The sequence below is a fragment of the Peptostreptococcus sp. genome (assembly GCF_977045075.1).
The window spans coordinates 11,927-29,503 of sequence record NZ_CDRRTB010000009.1 but is presented as its reverse complement, the minus strand read 5'-3'; the positions used below and the strand labels follow the sequence as shown (position 1 = coordinate 29,503).

The window sequence follows — 17,577 nt, the reverse complement described above, 5'->3', positions numbered from 1 at the left end:
CCTCCTTAGACTTAAAATACCTGTAAATTGCCCCGACTGTCAGGCCTGACTGTCTTGCTATAGTCCTCATTGAAGCCTTTTCAAAGCCCTTATCAAGAAATTCAATTTTTGCATTTTTTAATATTAAATTTTTACTTAAAAGCTTGTCTCTAGCCAATTTAGTCTCCTTTTTAATAAACAGAATTAGTTTTTGTTCACTAATCCCTTAAACAAATATAATCGGGTAAAATACCCGATTATCCTTGTGCTTAAGATTAATATAATTTGGTGAACATTGTTTATTTAAGATTATTATAAACCTGTTGAAAATATTTTTCAATACTTTTTTTGAAAATAATTCCTATTTTCTTACAAGGAATATAAAAAAAGACAGTAGCCAGAGGTCAAACCTATCTAGATACTGTCTAATTTACTTTTACTACTTATTATTTATTTTTCTCTGTATTTCTACTTCTCGTTCTTGAACTCTCTACTACCTGGCTTTACTAGGTCTATCTGGCCAGCATCACATAGAGGACAAGCACCATCATCATAAACCTGGATATCTAGGTCTATAGCACTGTAGATTGGCATACCTATATCGTCCTTAGTCCTGTTGGCTATACAGGCTACACCTATTACCTGGCCACCTAACTCCTCTAGAACCTTCTTAGTTTCCTTAGTTGACTTTCCTGTAGTAACAACGTCTTCAGCTATTATTATCCTATCGCCAGGCTTTACCTCAAAGCCTCTTCTTAGCTCCATGATATTGTTCTTTCTTTCTGTAAAGATGGCTTCCTTGCCTAGCTGTCTTCCTAGCTCATATGATACTACTACACCACCCATAGCCGGTCCAACTACTAGGTCTATGTCTAGGTCCTTGATCTTGTCTACTACTACGCTTAGGACCTTCTCAGCCTGGTCTGGGAACCTCAATACCTTGGCACACTGTACATACCTGTTTGAGTGCTTACCTGAAGATAGTAGGAAGTGTCCTTCCAATAGTGCATCACAATCCTTTAATACCTGTATTACATCAACATTTGCCATAACTTTACCTCCAAAATTTTATAAAATATTTTTCCTATATTATACCCCTAATCTCATCTAGGGACTTTATTCCATTTTCATCCATAAACCTATTTAGGTCCTCTATTATCTCCTGGCCAATCCTAGGATTAGCAAAGTTTACAGTTCCCAGCTGGACACAGGTTGCACCCGCCATTATAAACTCTATGACATCCTCGGCAGTCATGATACCACCCATACCAACAACCGGTATAGTCACAGCCTGACAAACCTCGTATACCATCCTTAGGGCTATAGGCTTGATAGCTGGTCCTGATAGGCCTGCTGTCACATTGTTAAAGACTGGTCTTCTCTTATGTATATCTATGGCCATGGCCTTGAAGGTATTTACAAGGGATATGCCATCGGCCCCCTCCTCTTGACAAACCTTGGCCATCTCCACTATATCCTCTGCATTTGGTGATAGCTTGACTATAAGAGGCTTCTTGGTAGCCTTCCTCACGCTCCTAATCACCTCTCTAGCAACCTCTGACTTGATACCAAAGGCCATACCGCCATGCTTTACATTAGGGCAGGATATATTTAGCTCAACAATATCAAAATCCTTGTCATCAAGTAGTCTAGCCCCCTCAACATAGTCGTCCTCACAACCACCACCAAGGTTTACTATCCTACATGTATCTAGCCTTGAAAAATCAGGTAGTTCCTTGTCTATGAAACCCTGGACACCAGGATTTTCTAAACCTACACTGTTCATCATACCAGATGGAGTCTCATGGACCCTCATGCCCTCATTACCTGGCTTAGCCACTAGGGTTAGTCCCTTTGAGCTAATGCCGCCTAAAATGCTGACATCATATATTTCACCGTATTCCTTGCCAAATCCAAAGGTTCCAGATGCCATTATAATTGGGTTTTTAAGCTCAAATCCACACAAGTTTACTCTTAAATCTGCCATTATAAGATCACATCCTCTCCCCAGAATACTGGTCCATCCTTACAGGTCTTCTTATTACCCGACTTAGTCTTGCAGGTACATACTAGACAGGCACCTACACCACATGCCATATGGTTTTCCAGAGATACCTGGATCCTAGTCTTAGTTCCCTCTACCATCTCCATTAGCTTCTTCATCATAGGAGTTGGTCCACATGTAAGTATATAGTCATAGTCTTCAACATTTAAAATATCTGTTACAAGCGTGTCTCCAATTGTAGTGTATAGGTCCTTACAGACAGACCTATAGTCATCAAGCATTATTGCCTGGTCCCTAAAACCTAGGTAAATATCGCAGTTTGGTATATTCTGAGCAACCATATAAAGGGGGGCAATTCCTATTCCTCCACCAACTAGGGCTACCCTTCCCTCTACCTTTTCAAAACCATTACCATATGGACCCTCTAGCTTGATAGGGTCTCCTTCTCTTAGTTGGGAAATTATCTGTGTACCCTGGCCAACCTTCTTGTATAGAAAGCTAATTCCTTCATCATCTATCTGGTATATACTTATTGGTCTAGAAAGGAGTGGAAACTTGTCCCAGGCCCTTAGCATATAAAACTGGCCCATCTTGGCTTCAAAGCTCCCCCCTATCTTTATGTAGTACATACCCTCACCTACATATCTATTTTCAATCACCTTATATTCCATATCATCCACCTATAAACCTAACATCTTCATAATCAAGGCCATCCTTACGTACATTCCGTACTGGGCCTGTTCAAAATACTTGGCCCTTGGGTCTGAATCAACCTCAGTAGCTATCTCATTTACCCTTGGAAGTGGGTGTAGGACCATCATATCTTCCTTGGCAGACCCCATCTTTTCCATATCCAGGATATAGCTATCCTTTAGCCTTTCATACTCTGCCTGGTCCTCGAACCTCTCTCTCTGTATCCTAGTCATATACAGGATATCAAGGCTTGGCATAGCAGCCACAAGGTCGTCTGTCTCTATATATTCAGTTCCTTCTATATTATCCTTTACTGATTGAGGCATCTTTAACTCGTCAGGTGAAATAAATACAAACCTAATGCCTGTATATCTGGACATAGCCTTGGCCAAAGAATGAACTGTACGCCCATACTTAAGGTCGCCACACATACCTATAGTTAAATTGTCTAAACTGCCCCTATTGGCCTTTATAGTTAATAAGTCTGTTAATGTCTGAGTTGGATGCTGATTTCCACCATCGCCAGCATTTATAAAGGGTAGCCTACAAACCTTAGATGCCTGACTGGCTGCTCCTGACTGGGGATGTCTCATTGCGATTATATCTACGTAATTCGAAACTGTTGTGATGGTATCCTCTAGGCTCTCTCCCTTTGATACTGATGAGGCTCCTGGATCTGAAAATCCAATCACCCTACCACCTAGCCTATTCATGGCAGCCTCAAAGCTCAGCCTAGTCCTAGTAGATGGCTCATAAAATAGGGTAGCCAATATCTTACCTTCACATGTATTGAAATAAGAATGTGGGTTTGCGCTGATCTGCAAGCCCAGATCTAATACAGAGTCTATCTCTGCAACAGAAAAATCTTCTGGTCTAACCAAATGTCTATTCTTCAACATTTTTCCTCCTTTTGGCCTCACAGGACCCAATTAAAGCACGCGGGGTAACATCAACCCCAAAATATTCTACTTAAGAGATTATCACCTTTACTGTAACTTGTCAATAAAAAACATCGAAGGTCAAGTTTTTAGTCAACCCCCGATGTTTATATATAAAAAATCATTAAATTTTCATCAACTTAAATATTAAACTTAAATATTAAAATAGAAGCGTAAAAGCCCCAATATCAGGATATGGACTGGGTAGAAGAAGTAGTTGAACCACTTGTACTGCTTGCCCCTCTGACCATTGTATGTAAGGGTCATACCGAATCCTAAAATTGAATATAGCTCCTTTATAATGGATAGGTAGCCTAGACCTGCACCTAGTATTGGCTTGTCATAGAATACATAGAATAGGTAGGCCACAATTACAGCATGGTAGTCATAGTCAAGACTTAGCTGCATAGCTAAAAAGGCAAAAATTGCCACTATAATTATAGAAGCTATATACCAAAGAACCCTATTAGGTATCTTTTCCTTTATGATATCTACTAGCCAGATAGTAACTAGGCTGAGAGCCAATGTAAACATCATATTATTCCAATATGGGTCAAATAAGACTCTCGACGTGAACATATCAAAGGGAACCTCTGAAATTACACCAAATATTAATAGGGTTGCCAGGTATTTTTTCCTGCTCCTAGTCTTAAAGAAGCCCTCTACTAGAAAGAAAACAAATATAGGGAAGGCTATCCTACCCAATATCGAAAATAGGTTTGATAGGTGTAGCAAAAAGCCCTGCCCATCTAGTAGGGGGGTTATCAAGGCATTATTGGCATGGTCTATAAGCATCGATATAAATGCTATGTATTTTAACTGGGCCCCATTTAGTACTTGGATCCTTTTTAGGTAGTTTCTTTCAAATCTCTTTTCTAAGTCCATCCATTACCTCCTTTATGTCAAAAAACTTATAAATTTCTAAATATCTTTTCTTGATTCCCTATTTGTCATGACCTATTTGAGTACAGATACTAAAGGAAGTCATCCTATTTGTACTATCAAAGCTTATATATGAATAATACTGGTTCCAGAATAGGTCGTCACTATTGGTAATCCACTGGATTCCATAATGTCGTTGGCTAGCGTCTGGTGTCCCGCTTGGAGGCCTCAGCCATAGCTTATCACCAAAGACCTTCTCCAGGCTTTCCAGCTTCAGCTCTTCAAATAGGTCTATCCCCTCAAGCTTATATACTATTGAATTTTTCCTAACATTGTAGGTTGTCTCCTCATCAAGCCTCAAATAAACTATCTTAGAGTCCTCTAAGAGTGTGGCCTTATCCATATCTCCATAAAAGCCTATATTTCCTATCACAATACCATCCTTGACAAGAAGATAGGGTGCCCTATAAACCACATCATCGTAGGGCTTAAAGCCCTTTTCCAGATAAATACTCCTATCAAGTGGGTACCTTTTGTAGTCACCTGAAGTTAAGAGCTGGTCGTAGTCACTAGTGGTGGACTCTCTCTGCTTGACATATATATCAAAGCCCTGACCCCTTATATCATTTAGGCTTGTGTGGGCCAGCCTTATTTCAGTCTTATCAATGGTCAAAACTGGTGCCTTGACTGGAAGACCAATTATTAAATAGACCATTAGCATAAAAAATAAGAAAATTGCAGCAACCATGCACAAAAATATACTTTTTCCAGTACGCTTTCTGGCATTAAAAAGGGCCATCACTGGTGGCAAAATAATAAACTTGGCCAAAATTGGAGAGCCTGCACTATCCTCATTTATCATCTGGATTGCGTATATGAGAGGAATGGCTATAAAGGATATGTAGATAAAAAGTTCTCCCAACCCCATTTTTGAATCGTCCGCCTGGTCGTTTACAGGTGACTCCATCAAGCTTTTACCTGCTATGCCTCTGTTCTTCATAAACTTATACATAGAAAATATAATTGTCAAAAATCCAAGCCCTAGCAGGGCAATTAGTCCTAAAATAGCTTGTCTTGCACTCATATTCCAGTCTCCTCATCATTAAATCAAAATTACCTTATGCTTGATACTATTATAGCATTTCAAGACCTCTTTTACATAAAAAGGTGATAAAGTCTCCCTTATCACCCCTAAATAGCTGTTTTTAGAATTTTTATTTTTTAAATCTTATATCTTAAAAGTAAGTTATATAGTTAATTGCCTTATAGCATATTATCTTTATTATATAGGGTATATTTTCCTATTACTTAGTACCACTTAGGGCAACTCCGTTTACATATAGGGTATATCCATTGCTTATTACATTAGATGCATCACCATTAAATTCAGTAACATATGTATCACCTGTTAGGGTCCAAGTACTTGTCTTGTCAAGAGTAACTGACACCTTACCTCTAAAGTTCCTATAGGGCAGTTATTGCTGCTAGCGCTCCAAATATTATACCTGGAGTATTTGCTATGATTATAGGCCAGTCCCTCTTCTCCTGGAAGACCCCATAGCATACCCATAAAGTACAGTTTATGGCTGCTACCATTGGCTGCAAGAAACCACTCTTGTTGCCATGCAAATTATTCATAATCTGTGGGAAATACGAAATGTACATAAGCATAGCTGTACAAGTTGCCACCCATCCTAAAATTTTAAACACCTTTTGATTCATACTACTACCTTCTTTCTAATACTCTATAAAATACTCTTATAAATACATAAGCAGACAAGCTGCTGATTGTATGATAGCCAAGACAAGCCTGGGGCTTATTGGCAAACAGATTATACCTAGTATATAATCGCTTAGTTCAAGTCTTATCGCTAATTATAAGTACATATAGTATCACTATTATATAATACTTTTCATAATTTAAACATAGTAAAAATTCTATTTACATAAATTTATAGGGTCTACTTCCGCTTGAATTATTCATTTTATATAAATTTATAGGTCTACTTCTGCATAGATTATTCATTAAATTATATATTGTAGATAAAAATGTATTGTCGCCTTAGTCCATTTCCTTCAATATGTCTAATATATTCTTTATACCTACTGCATAGGCCAACAAGAAAAATATGATGCTCAAGATAAGGCTCATAAAAGTTTTCTGGTTTGAAAGGTAGAATATTAGGTTTACCAGTGAAGCACTTCCAACAAATATAGGTAAAACAATCATTAACACTCTATAAAGCTTTTTCATACAAACCTCCCGTAATTCACATTACATATACCTATTTTTCATATCTAAATACAACCTTTGAAATTGCCTTAGAATGCATCTTCTCTACAAAAAGTATCTTGGTATTTTTATAGCTTACCCCCTCTGTCTTTTCCGCCTCAGTTCTTGGTGGAGAAATTTTTAGCTGGTCATATGGGTCCTTCCAATCCTTTATATCGTCATAACCAAGCTTAACCCACTTTGGATCAATAAAAATCTTCCCTCCGCCATCTACAGTAACATTGACTAGGGTAGCATCAAATAATTTACAAGGCGAATCTGTCAAATTCTTTGCCTCTATAAATATACGTGTTGTATCGTATTGGTCAGGACTTCTAAAAGCGTAGGTAGGACTGGTCTCACCTGGCTGAAGTACAAGGTCCTTTAAATCTTCAACCTTCTCACCCTCTAGGTCAAGACTCTTGTAGAGGAAGTCCTCAAATGTATCACTGCCCAAGATAAAGATCCTGCCAATATCAGCATGGATGGTCAATCCATCTGGCTTATCCTTATGGGTCTTTAACTTTGGCTTTAATTCGTTGTAGAGGTCCTCATAGGACTTAATATTTAACTGACCCTTTTCTACATTTGCAATAGTCTCTCTTACATACTTTTCATCATCAGTCAATCCCTTAAGAACTAAGCCATTCATACTCATATCTATATGCAGGTAGCTTTCCTCAAGGATTATTGGGTATTTGTCACGCATAAAGTCAACAAAGGCCATCAGCCTATCATAAGAAGCCTTGAGGTCTTCAATAGAATTCAACCTAGCATAATATACATAATCCAAATCAGTGTCATAGCGGATATCGTCCTTGCCCAACTTAGTAGTTTTCTTGAAGTCCTTAACCACCAGTTGACCAAATACATCATCAAAGTTGGTTGATATGTATGGTGAGCTCATGGATAGGGGGTCGTGGGAAACCGTGTAGTAAACACTAATATCCGGATACTGGTTTAGTGTCACAAACCAGCGAGGATGGTATTTTTCCTGTTTGATGGTATATGTTCCATTACCAAACCTCCTGTCTAGGTAGCTGATTATCTTTGCCTGGTCCTCTTTTGTGTTGGCACAGGCTCCTAGTAGGATACTTGTGGATACTAGTAGGATTAGGGCTGTTATTTTTATTAGTTTTATTTTCATAGTTTTAGTCTCTTCTTATTATTAAGTATTGTAGGTTTTAAAGCTTGTTTCTTGATTAGATTATAGCATGAAACATTGTCAAAATAAGCACTAATTACTTTTCTTTAACAAAAAATTAAGACACTAGAAGTCTATTTGAGGACTCTCAGTGTCTTTTTATGATATCCTATTTTATATTTTTTCCCATCCACCTGCCTGCACATCATATTTAGCAAATTCACCAGTATCCGTAAATTCAGATGCTATCATTCCAACTTCGAAAATGCAATCAAAGTCGTTTGAGGTAGAAAAATAAAGGCCACTCTCTGTCAATAATGCTTGACCAAAATCAGTATGTTCAAATATTTTACCATCACCTGTATTTCCTACATGTTTATACCTATATTTCAATAAACGGTCTTCCAGTTGTGCCTGCTGGTCTGGTGTGAATTTTTCCAGATTTTCTTCCTTTTCAAAGAAGTCTGGCTGGTCTAACTCTTGTTCTTTCTGTTTTGTATTGATAGTAAACAAAGATATTGTGTAACTCATTGATACTCTCCTCCTCTTAGTAAGGTTGACTCTTGCAAATATTTATTTGGGTATTTCTTTAGCAATGCATTAATGTATTCAATTACATATTTTTGCTCATTTTTACCGTCCATATATTCTTCTAGTCTTTTAAAAAATTCTTGTTTTTCAATTTCGCTTGCCTCTTTTTTGAAGTATCCCCACACGTGGAGGACTGCATTGCTAAAGTCTTTTTTGCTTTCTTCCATCTTCCTTACTTTTTCTATTTTTTGGTTTAGATGCGTAATGTCTACTTCTTTTTCCTTCAAGTATTCTCTTATCTCTAGGTATTCTTTATGTGATTTGCTTAAGACGTAATATTTGTTTTTTGCCCATAGGTCTTCACATTCTCTTCTGATATTTCTGTGCTTCACTGTAGCGTCCTCTTTCAAATTTTTAAATATGTGTTTGTCTTTATCAACTAACTTTTATGTTCTAGCAAATAGTGATAAGTACATTACCATTTACTTCTAATATTTTTCTGTAGAAGTCTTTCATATTTTGGAAGCAATCCATTAGTTCTTCTTCTATTTCTTCACTTTCCTCTTCATAGTCCCAAATATCCGGATAGATATTTGCCTTTTTACATTCTTCCATACTGAAGCTTTCCATAGCTTTTTCCATATCAAAATTATCAAGGGCTAATAATATATCTTTAATCCTTGATTTTTCTGTGTAGGCTATGAAATCCTCAGCCTCTACAATATGGGAGGTTCCAAATATAGCCTCACTAAAGTAGTTATCTTTTATAGGCTCGCTGGCACTTGCTCCTGTAAGCACAAAGTGAAGGGCATCCCACATCTTATCTAGATCAAGTAATATTTCTAAATCGTTATTGTTCTCTTCTATATCTGTAATAGACTCGGTATTTTCTGTGTAGAGAGCCTTAAGTTCATTTAGGTTTTTATCGCTTAGGTATTTGTAGTTTGCTATAAGACCCATTTTATTCTTCCTCCATATAAAGTGGTTTGGTTTATATTTTTGTATGAGTTGAAAACTCTTTTTCTATGAATATTATATCATCTATATATATAATATAGAATCCCCAATACTGACGATGCTAATTGATTGATTCAATGTATGAATAACGTTAATTCCTAAGACTTCTTTTATACTATGCTTAGAACAGGTATTTTTTTCTTCTTTTTTTGTTTTCGTAATTTGAACAAGGATTTGGTGTTTGTTTCATTTTTTTGTAAAAATTTAGCGTTGGGAGAGATTTTTTTCTCTCATCAACGCTAAATATTATACAACCTCATAAATGCGAGTGAGTATTCTATATGGATTCAGGCGACTATATATCTGAAAAAAGTATATTTTTTCAAAAAATCATTAGTAAGTATTAACAATATCCTGCCATCACGATATAATATAAGTACAGTAAGGGATAACTTACAAGTTATAAATGGCATTAGGGAGAAAAAGATGAAAGAGACTGGAATGACAGAAAAACAATTTAGTGGTTTTCTAAGGATGTTAATTGACAGACTAGAAGATACTAAGTTAGAAAATGACAGTGATACAAAAGACAAGAAATTAGAAAAAATAATCTCAGATTTACGAAAAACCATTGATTAAAAAGGAGTCCACCAGCCTAGCTGGTGGTTCTTCATTTTCGAGTGTATGTGATTTTTTCTGTTAAATACCTTGCAATTAGTAAACTTGTAATAATTTTTTGCTGTCCATCAAAAATGTCTAGTGTATTACCATTATAATGCAAAATGATAGTTCCAATTCTATACTCTGGATATTTAGAAAACCTTACAACGTCGTCCAGTAGTTGAATGCCATTTTTGGCTTTCCAAGTATAGGACGTTGATAGTCTGGAATATTCAAGGGCAATTCACCAATATTGCTAGCCAGCAGTTCTTTTAAGGGTTTTAGATATGTTTTAACTTCTTTTTTCACTGGATTATACTCTCTTAATAAATATATAAATCAGTACGCCACTATTTTTTCTTAGATAAAATCATCTTTCTAAATTTCGTTTCCTTAACCACTATAATTTAGGTTAAATGCTTCTTCAAAATACAAACAAACTTTTATGTCCTTGCAAATAGTAATAAGTACATTACCATTTACTTCGAGTCTATGTCAAATAACTTATATCTCCAAGCAATATCATCCAAACAAGTCTTATGCCACAATTTTATACTTTCATATAAATGACTTGAAATTTTATATATTATTACTTTCATATCATTGTTAGCCATCTAATCATATCTTAATTATTTTTTTCTATATCTAAAAAAATCAGCCCAATATGGATTTTCTTTATCAAAAATTTCAATCTCATCTTCTGTAAGATTATGAGGATAGTCAGAAAACAAGTTATATATTTTCTTTCTATCGAAACTAAATAAAAACTCACCTACTGAATCTAACCTTTCTACCCACCATACCTTACTTGTTTTGTCATCCTTATAAAAGTTACTCATACCCTCTATATCACAATCTGCAAAAACAGTATTGTCTGGTTTGGAAGCATATTCTTCTAATCTATTGATGAAATCATCATAATTATTGTTTGACACTAGCTCCATCCCCTTTCATTTAATATTTTTTATCATTGTTGATGTAAGCTAACATTTTTATAAACTCTTTATTGTTTAAAGTATCAATGTCAATTAAAATATTTTCTTTATCAATACTATTGTAATTATTTCTTCCCCTCTAATTTTTTAATACCAGTACCATTGAGTTTTTCAATTGACATCAGTTGAGTTCTGGAAAGCTTTCTAAGTTCTATCATTCTTTCTTTCTGATCCATTCCTTTACCAATAAGGATTGCATTATAGCTTTCCATATTTACTAGTACCAATAACTCATTCATACTTGCATAGTCTCTCATATTTCCCTTTAAGTCAGGATTTTCTTCACGCCACTGTTTTGCTCTTTTGTTAAATAAGACAACATTGAGCATATCGGCTTCACTTGCATACTTATAAGATAACTGTTCTTTGGTAAGATCCTCTAGGAGATATTATTTGATTGCGTCTGTATGAATTTTGTAGTTAATCTTGGAGATTTCTCGATTAAGATTCCAACCTAATGATAGCTTAGAATTCTCGTCTCCTTTTAATCTCTTGTAATCTTGGATTAAATAGAGCTTAAACTCTGCTGAAATCCATGAAGCAAATTCCATAGCTATATCAGGATGAGCAAAGGTTCCTCCTCCTCGTCCAGATTTAGAAACAATACCGATCGCATTTGTATTTTCAATCCACCTTTGAGGGGATAAGGTAAATGCATTTGTTCCTGCTTCCTTTCTAAAGGAGTCGAATTCGACCCCTTTAAAATTAGGATTGTGAATAGTCTCCCAGAGACCAAGGAATTCAATTGTATCTCTTACTCGTAACCAGTTTTTAACAACATCTTTAGGTTCATGCACATTTTTGTATCTTGCAATATCTGTTAGACTTATATAGTCATTTTTGAAGTCATCAGTATAAATTTGAATAGCAAAACCTTTTACTTCAATCGTGTCTTTTTTAACCTTAGACATATGAGTTCCTTATAACGCTTTTCAAAGGCACTGGATATAACGAAAAAAATAAGTCCAACAATTACTTTTCTATATTATTTTTTATTATGCTTTTATACAGTTCTTTATTTCTTATCAACTCTTTGGCTTCTAATTCAGTGATGGCTATTGTTGTTATACTGCCATCATAAACCCCAACCAACCAATCTTCTTCAATACACTCTTTATTAGTGTAAGAATAAGCTTCCAATAACAAAGGTTCTTTTTCTCTTATTAAAATTTCATCCCTTATATCAACTAGATATTTCATATTATCACCTACTTATTTTTAATTTTAGGTTGATTGTATAATCAAGTTGAACATTTAAATAAAAAATCCATAGCTATACTTCTGTGGTAGAATGTAGGTGTTAAATCAACAATAAACCAAAGGAGTTATAACTATGGATCATGTATATTTTACCACAACTAAACACGAAAAAGGGAAACATCTTTCTTATGATGAACGAGTTTTGATTCAGATTCGCTTGAAAGATGGATGGTCAGCCAACAAAATCGCTAAAGAAATCGGCTGTGCCCCAAACACTTTCCGCAATGAGATGCGCAGAGGTACTGTCTCCTTGTATAGAGGCAATGTTAAGCGTTACAAGTCAAAGGTCGGACAGGCTACATACCAGCAGAATCGTCTTGCCTGTGGCAGACACCTTGATAACTTAGAAAAAGCAGTTTTACTTGCCTATGTAGACTCGCATATCTGAGAGGATAAGTGGTCTCTGGATGCTTGTGTAAGAAGAGCCTTACAAAGTGGCGAATTTACCTATTGTGATCTTGTATGCACCAAAACAAAGCCGCGAATACTGGATGTTGCCAATCAAGAATTATCGTGCAGACTCTATGATCTTCAAAAAATATATAGCGAGCATCTCAGTCAAGTGTTCAAGACAATCACGACAGATAATAGTTCTGAGTTTTCAAGGTTATCTGAACTTGAAGAATTGGCTGAGACTCTTGTTTATTATACACATCCATATACGTCACGCGAAGAGGAACTAATGAACGTCATAATGGTATTATATGAAGATTTATTCCAAAAGGTAAGCGTATCAGTGACTTTGATGTAGACTATATTGCTGACATAGAAGTATGGTGTAACAGCTTGCCACGTAAAATACTAAATTATCATACACCGGATGAAGTCTTCGAAGATGAGCTTGACCTTATATATCGGTAGACAGCTTCGTGACATGGATTTTTAGTTATCAATGTTCAACTTATTATTGCAATTTGCGAATATTATAGAACCTATTAAAGTCTAACTTTTTGGGATCAAATCACAATAGATTTCTAATTTCTATTACCTTTTTTTTTATTCACCAAATTGTCATTGTTTATCTGGCAAAACTTCTTTAATGTTAATATATTTCATTTTTAAATTCCCCTTTTTCTTCAATTCATAAAAATATTTTTTAAAAATCACTTTATTTATATTATTCTTACTGCTCTTCTCAATCTCTTCAATATCCATTAAAATAAAATAATCTTGATATTCTGTAACAACGATTTTTTTAGGTTCACTTCTCTCAAATACTACTTCATAATTTTTTTTGTTATTAGGTAACTCAATGTTTATAAAAAATATAATAATAATTCCAATAACAGCAATAATGATAATGATATTTATTAAGTATGCCGTTTTATTTTCACATAATCTATTCTTTTTTTCTACTTTTTCATTCGTAAATTGAGTTTCTTTTATATTTTTAATACCTATATCATCTTCAGTAGAGTTATAGTTGTCAGTTAAAAACTTAAAATATATGTAAAAAGAACCTATTGAAAAAATCAATATAATAATCAATATAGCTAAACCAGAAAATATAGAATTATTAATATATTTCATTTTATTATTACTAATAATATAAATTACTAAAGTTAGAAGCGTATTAAAAATTAACGTCGTTATAATAACTGAATATCCAAAAGCTTCTATCCGAGATAGTCTAATTTTCTTTCCCAATCTTTTAATAATAACAGGTAAAAAAAGTAATATTAAATTAACAATAACGAATATTAATTTAATATTAATCTCTCCTAATATATTTTCATAGAAATAATTTTGAGGTATTCCATAGAATATTTCAGCTTTAACAGAATAAATATATTGATATATATTCTTAACTACAATTGCTAAACTAAAAAGAAATGTTAAAAGCCCAGAAACATATTTGTATATTTCTATAGGAATATACTGTTTGTTTTTTTTGTTATCCTTTTCATAATCCATATCATGATTATTTTCTACTTGTTCATTATTATTCATAAAATATTACTCCAATCTTTAGAACATTATTCTCTTTATATTATTATTGAATTTAACCTACCCTTTCCTTCCAAATACTTCTAATATCAAATAAATTTCTCTTATCATACTCTTCCAACAATTTATAATTTTGGTTGATTGTATAATCAACCAGATTACTCTTTTTGAAATCTTTACCTGATTTTATCCCAGTTGCTCATTTTGGTGGGCTTAAAACACTATTTTAAGCCATTTTGTGATTTTTTCGGTCTATTCCCACTCTCCATATAAAGATTACTATCACTTACAGAATGAAAATTTACAAGGCCTTGATTTGTGTCTATTATTTATTTTCATCGTTTTTATAGGTATTTTTATCACAAAATACTTCAAATGGATTATCTTTGATTATTATATTATGTTTATCTCATCAAGTATATAATCAATCCATAGTTTATTTCTCAATATTCCTCTGTTCATCTGCATTACAAACAGTTATATTATCTGTTTTTTCTATATATTGATGTATCCTATTTCTGGTTATTCTGTTCCTTTCATTTCTAATTTTGTGGATTTATTCGCTTCAAAGCAAATGTCATCCTTTACTTTATTTGCAAATTCATATAATACGTCTATTAGTTGTTTAATATAATCATAATTGAATATTATTTCTTCTTTGCTACATTCATATATATACCGCCAATCCATAAACGAATTAGAATTTCTTTCCAATATTTCTTCTAATCTATCCTTAGGAATTTTTTTCAAGATAGCATCTTTGAATTCACTAGGTAATTGTATATACAATGATTCCAAGTTATGTTTCCTTGGAACTTCGACTTTTTCTGCACTTTTCATATTCTTTATCTGGTTCACACCTATCAAAAATTTAAGAAATAACTCACATGCAAATGATGCTAATGTAATACAATAGGGTATTGCTAGCTCATCTTTAACATTATTACTATATTCCTGACTTCTATACTCACGAACTTTTCGGTTGAATTCTTTTTTAAATGTATTTGCTTCAAAATATATCATCAATACATTTGACTTTTTAATTTCAATATTTTCATTAGCCATAGTTTATCACCTTTCCATACGTTAATACCACGGCTCACCATACGAATCTATTTTTCCCAAACCCTTATATTGACCCATGCTTACTATTCTGTCAATTAGTTTATCAAATCGACTAAGATTGCTCAAACGTGTCCAAATTTAACTGCACCCTCTATTTTTTCGTTTATACGTAGAGTCTACACCCGTCGTGGAGACACACACCATTGCTCAGCTTTTTCTCTAATTGTCATATAATTTTCCATTTTGCAACTTTCTTTTACAATAAATACAAAATTACTCAAACTCGATATGTCCATTGATATCGTTTTGTATAAATGACATAAAATCAAGGTTTTTATTATCAATTCCAGCCCTATTCTCCATTTTATTTCTGTTTATCTTATTTTTTGCAAGCATATAGCAAGCACTTTTTTTAAACTTTCTTATTTTCCATGGTCAGCGGAAAAGTCATGTTATATGCAGTTCTTATATCTTTTGCAAAATCCAATAATATATTAATAGTAGAGTAGTCCATATAATAATACTCTATAAGACTAGATTTAATTATAAAATTCCATAATTCACTACTATCAGACGGTTCTTTAAATATATTTTTTAAATCATCATTTGTAAAATCCTCTTTAAGATTTTCAAACATATTTTTTATTTTATCAGATGTATATAGTGTTATTTCTTCGGTTTGATCAACGCCTCTCCAAAAATCAATATATTTAGTCTGATTGTTTATTAATTCATATATTATTCTGTATAAATAGCTTTCTGGTGCAAAATATCCAGGTGCAAATACCAAATTCGGCTTATGTTTTCTATCATTTAAACCTTTTTCCTTAGGATTGAAATCTATCTCCAAATAATCTTTAACCATTGGATGTTGAGATTTTTCCTTCAATCTTGCATCTCCATCCAAGAATATAATTACCCTATTAAAATATTCATCAGCCTCTGAAATATTCATTAACTCATCACATCCGCAATGTGTTACAACCTGTTTTAACTCGTCTTTAATATTAGATATATCTTCAAATTCAAGTATTCTTTCTCTAATAGCATCATGATTAGAAACATTCTCAGAATTACGAAAATATGTAGCATCGGAAGATTCCTTTATCAATTTTATTATGTTCCTAAGCGCGTTTATATGTTGAATAAACAATTTCTGCCCCACATAATCTTCAAAATATATTTTAGGAAGTGTTTTCTGAAAATTTATTTTATTGAACATATCATTTTTCAATAGCTCATAAGATTTAATGCTGGCCACTATCGGCATAGATGGATTCTTTAGATATACAACTTTAGTTTCTTCAGAATCTTTTTGTTCTTGTTTTAAACTTTCTTTCAAGATAGTTAAAGAATGTGTGCTAACAATAACCTGAAGAGAGATTTCATCACATAGTTTTTTCAGCAGTTCAAATAATCGTATTTGAGTATCTGGATGTAGAGATACATCAATTTCATCAATGCAAAGCAGAGCCCCATTATAGTCACTCTCCTTTGATAGCAAGTAAATATCAATCAATGCACTTATTATATTCCCAATGTTATCCTGCCCTATAGATTGTGAAAGAGCCGGAGTTCCTTCTATTTCCATATGTAAAGAAGATCTTGGACAGGCCTTTTTATCTATTATCGAAATTTCATCAGATAATTTAATCGAACCGGGAATAACAGAGTTATACCACTCTCGGTAAATATTCAGCATTTCTTCTTTTGCAAAAGGATTATTTTTTCTTATTTTACTAATATGCGTTAAGTCTTTATTTTCTCCTAGTGGATATAGTCTAGATAAACTTAAATAAATAGTTGGTATTTTTACTCTTCCCGATCCTCCTACACCAAAATTTGATTTAGCATCTTCTTCAGCTTTTTTTATTGTGCAATCATCTAGATATTTATTTGTAGTTCGCGGAATTATTCTAATACCACGATTAGTACCTGTATCATCTTTAAACGAAAGTCTTTTAGTCAATGCGATTGACTCACTACTTTGTCCATATTTTAAATATATTCTATAGTCATGGTACTTTTCGGTTTTATCAATATTAAAAAAGTCTAAAAATTCAGGTCGAAAATTGCTGCCTAGCGAACTTTTCTTATTAATTCCAGAACCGGACGCAATTAATGATAAAATATTAGATTTTCCCACACCATTAACTCCGCTTACAATGGTTATTTTTTTACCTAATGGAATAATAACATCTCTAAAATTTCTAAAATTCTCTAAAATTAACTCTGTAGGCTTCATGTAC

23 protein-coding genes and 1 pseudogene are annotated in these 17,577 nt (G+C 33.6%); 2 read left to right on the top strand and 22 right to left on the bottom strand.

Annotated elements, in window-relative coordinates; all coding sequences use genetic code 11:
* The 14 genes from ACW6OJ_RS01930 to ACW6OJ_RS01865 form a co-directional block, all read right to left on the bottom strand.
* Positions 1-157, bottom strand: a 157-nt coding sequence (locus ACW6OJ_RS01930) for a TetR/AcrR family transcriptional regulator (protein ID WP_456095639.1), incomplete at its 3' end; no start/stop codon positions are given.
* 290 nt (positions 158-447) lie between these two features.
* Complete coding sequence (gene pyrE, locus ACW6OJ_RS01925) at positions 448-1,029, bottom strand: orotate phosphoribosyltransferase (protein WP_293427730.1); 582 nt, start codon at positions 1,027-1,029, stop codon at positions 448-450.
* 34 nt (positions 1,030-1,063) lie between these two features.
* Positions 1,064-1,966: a dihydroorotate dehydrogenase gene (locus ACW6OJ_RS01920; protein ID WP_293427733.1), complete on the bottom strand. Its 903-nt coding sequence runs from the start codon at positions 1,964-1,966 to the stop codon at positions 1,064-1,066.
* Entirely contained in the window at positions 1,966-2,655 is a 690-nt protein-coding gene (locus tag ACW6OJ_RS01915) for a dihydroorotate dehydrogenase electron transfer subunit (RefSeq protein ID WP_456095637.1), read from the bottom strand. Before ACW6OJ_RS01915 ends, ACW6OJ_RS01920 begins: the two co-directional genes overlap by 1 nt.
* Positions 2,656-2,664: 9 nt before the next feature.
* A complete protein-coding gene (pyrB, locus tag ACW6OJ_RS01910; RefSeq protein WP_293427739.1) occupies positions 2,665-3,576 on the bottom strand; it encodes an aspartate carbamoyltransferase in 912 nt (303 codons plus the stop codon).
* A 192-nt stretch (positions 3,577-3,768) separates the two neighbouring features.
* Complete coding sequence (locus ACW6OJ_RS01905) at positions 3,769-4,500, bottom strand: TraX family protein (protein ID WP_456095636.1); 732 nt, start codon at positions 4,498-4,500, stop codon at positions 3,769-3,771.
* Between the two features lie 58 nt (positions 4,501-4,558).
* Positions 4,559-5,581, bottom strand: coding sequence for a hypothetical protein (locus tag ACW6OJ_RS01900; RefSeq protein ID WP_456095635.1), 1,023 nt, complete (start codon positions 5,579-5,581; stop codon positions 4,559-4,561).
* Between the two features lie 220 nt (positions 5,582-5,801).
* Entirely contained in the window at positions 5,802-5,945 is a 144-nt protein-coding gene (locus tag ACW6OJ_RS01895; protein WP_293427748.1) for a hypothetical protein, read from the bottom strand.
* 16 nt (positions 5,946-5,961) lie between these two features.
* A complete protein-coding gene (locus ACW6OJ_RS01890) occupies positions 5,962-6,219 on the bottom strand; it encodes a SemiSWEET family transporter (protein ID WP_412426665.1) in 258 nt (85 codons plus the stop codon).
* A 340-nt stretch (positions 6,220-6,559) separates the two neighbouring features.
* On the bottom strand, positions 6,560-6,751 hold the full coding sequence (locus tag ACW6OJ_RS01885) for a hypothetical protein (protein ID WP_293427752.1): 192 nt from the start codon (positions 6,749-6,751) through the stop codon (positions 6,560-6,562).
* A 31-nt stretch (positions 6,752-6,782) separates the two neighbouring features.
* Positions 6,783-7,916, bottom strand: coding sequence for a hypothetical protein (locus ACW6OJ_RS01880; RefSeq protein ID WP_456095634.1), 1,134 nt, complete (start codon positions 7,914-7,916; stop codon positions 6,783-6,785).
* 171 nt (positions 7,917-8,087) lie between these two features.
* Positions 8,088-8,444 (bottom strand): hypothetical protein, encoded by a 357-nt coding sequence (locus tag ACW6OJ_RS01875; RefSeq protein WP_456095633.1) that lies wholly within the window; start codon positions 8,442-8,444, stop codon positions 8,088-8,090.
* Positions 8,441-8,836, bottom strand: coding sequence for a YbgA family protein (locus tag ACW6OJ_RS01870; protein ID WP_456095632.1), 396 nt, complete (start codon positions 8,834-8,836; stop codon positions 8,441-8,443). The genes ACW6OJ_RS01875 and ACW6OJ_RS01870 overlap by 4 nt, the downstream gene beginning before the upstream one ends.
* A 61-nt stretch (positions 8,837-8,897) precedes the next feature.
* Positions 8,898-9,404 carry a YfbM family protein gene (locus ACW6OJ_RS01865; protein ID WP_456095631.1) on the bottom strand — a complete coding sequence of 169 codons (507 nt, stop codon included), beginning with the start codon at positions 9,402-9,404 and terminating at the stop codon, positions 8,898-8,900.
* Positions 9,405-9,887: 483 nt separating this feature from the next.
* On the opposite strand from ACW6OJ_RS01865, the gene ACW6OJ_RS01860 reads away from it, so the two are divergent.
* Entirely contained in the window at positions 9,888-10,040 is a 153-nt protein-coding gene (locus ACW6OJ_RS01860) for a hypothetical protein (RefSeq protein ID WP_304084924.1), read from the top strand.
* Between the two features lie 31 nt (positions 10,041-10,071).
* Here ACW6OJ_RS01860 and ACW6OJ_RS01855 read toward each other — a convergent pair whose 3' ends face one another.
* The 5 genes from ACW6OJ_RS01855 to ACW6OJ_RS01835 form a co-directional block, all read right to left on the bottom strand.
* The gene (locus ACW6OJ_RS01855; protein ID WP_456095638.1) at positions 10,072-10,305 is read right to left on the bottom strand and encodes a GmrSD restriction endonuclease domain-containing protein; all 234 of its coding nucleotides are present in this window, start codon (positions 10,303-10,305) and stop codon (positions 10,072-10,074) included.
* Between the two features lie 385 nt (positions 10,306-10,690).
* Positions 10,691-11,005, bottom strand: a complete 315-nt coding sequence (locus ACW6OJ_RS01850; RefSeq protein ID WP_456095630.1) for a DUF7675 family protein — start codon at positions 11,003-11,005, stop codon at positions 10,691-10,693.
* Between the two features lie 116 nt (positions 11,006-11,121).
* Positions 11,122-11,385, bottom strand: coding sequence for a hypothetical protein (locus ACW6OJ_RS01845; RefSeq protein WP_456095629.1), 264 nt, complete (start codon positions 11,383-11,385; stop codon positions 11,122-11,124).
* 60 nt (positions 11,386-11,445) lie between these two features.
* Positions 11,446-11,967: a KilA-N domain-containing protein gene (locus tag ACW6OJ_RS01840; RefSeq protein ID WP_456095628.1), complete on the bottom strand. Its 522-nt coding sequence runs from the start codon at positions 11,965-11,967 to the stop codon at positions 11,446-11,448.
* A gap of 61 nt (positions 11,968-12,028) precedes the next feature.
* Positions 12,029-12,256, bottom strand: a complete 228-nt coding sequence (locus ACW6OJ_RS01835; RefSeq protein ID WP_456095627.1) for a hypothetical protein — start codon at positions 12,254-12,256, stop codon at positions 12,029-12,031.
* A gap of 133 nt (positions 12,257-12,389) precedes the next feature.
* Here ACW6OJ_RS01835 and ACW6OJ_RS01830 point away from each other — a divergent pair.
* Positions 12,390-13,177: pseudogene (locus tag ACW6OJ_RS01830) on the top strand (IS30 family transposase).
* Positions 13,178-13,327: 150 nt separating this feature from the next.
* Here the strand turns inward: ACW6OJ_RS01830 and ACW6OJ_RS01825 are convergent.
* From ACW6OJ_RS01825 to ACW6OJ_RS01815, 3 genes are all read right to left on the bottom strand, one after another.
* Complete coding sequence (locus ACW6OJ_RS01825; protein WP_456095626.1) at positions 13,328-14,266, bottom strand: hypothetical protein; 939 nt, start codon at positions 14,264-14,266, stop codon at positions 13,328-13,330.
* A 519-nt stretch (positions 14,267-14,785) separates the two neighbouring features.
* Positions 14,786-15,328 (bottom strand): hypothetical protein, encoded by a 543-nt coding sequence (locus ACW6OJ_RS01820; protein ID WP_456095625.1) that lies wholly within the window; start codon positions 15,326-15,328, stop codon positions 14,786-14,788.
* Between the two features lie 412 nt (positions 15,329-15,740).
* A complete protein-coding gene (locus tag ACW6OJ_RS01815) occupies positions 15,741-17,573 on the bottom strand; it encodes an AAA family ATPase (RefSeq protein ID WP_456095624.1) in 1,833 nt (610 codons plus the stop codon).
* Positions 17,574-17,577: the final 4 nt, after the last annotated feature.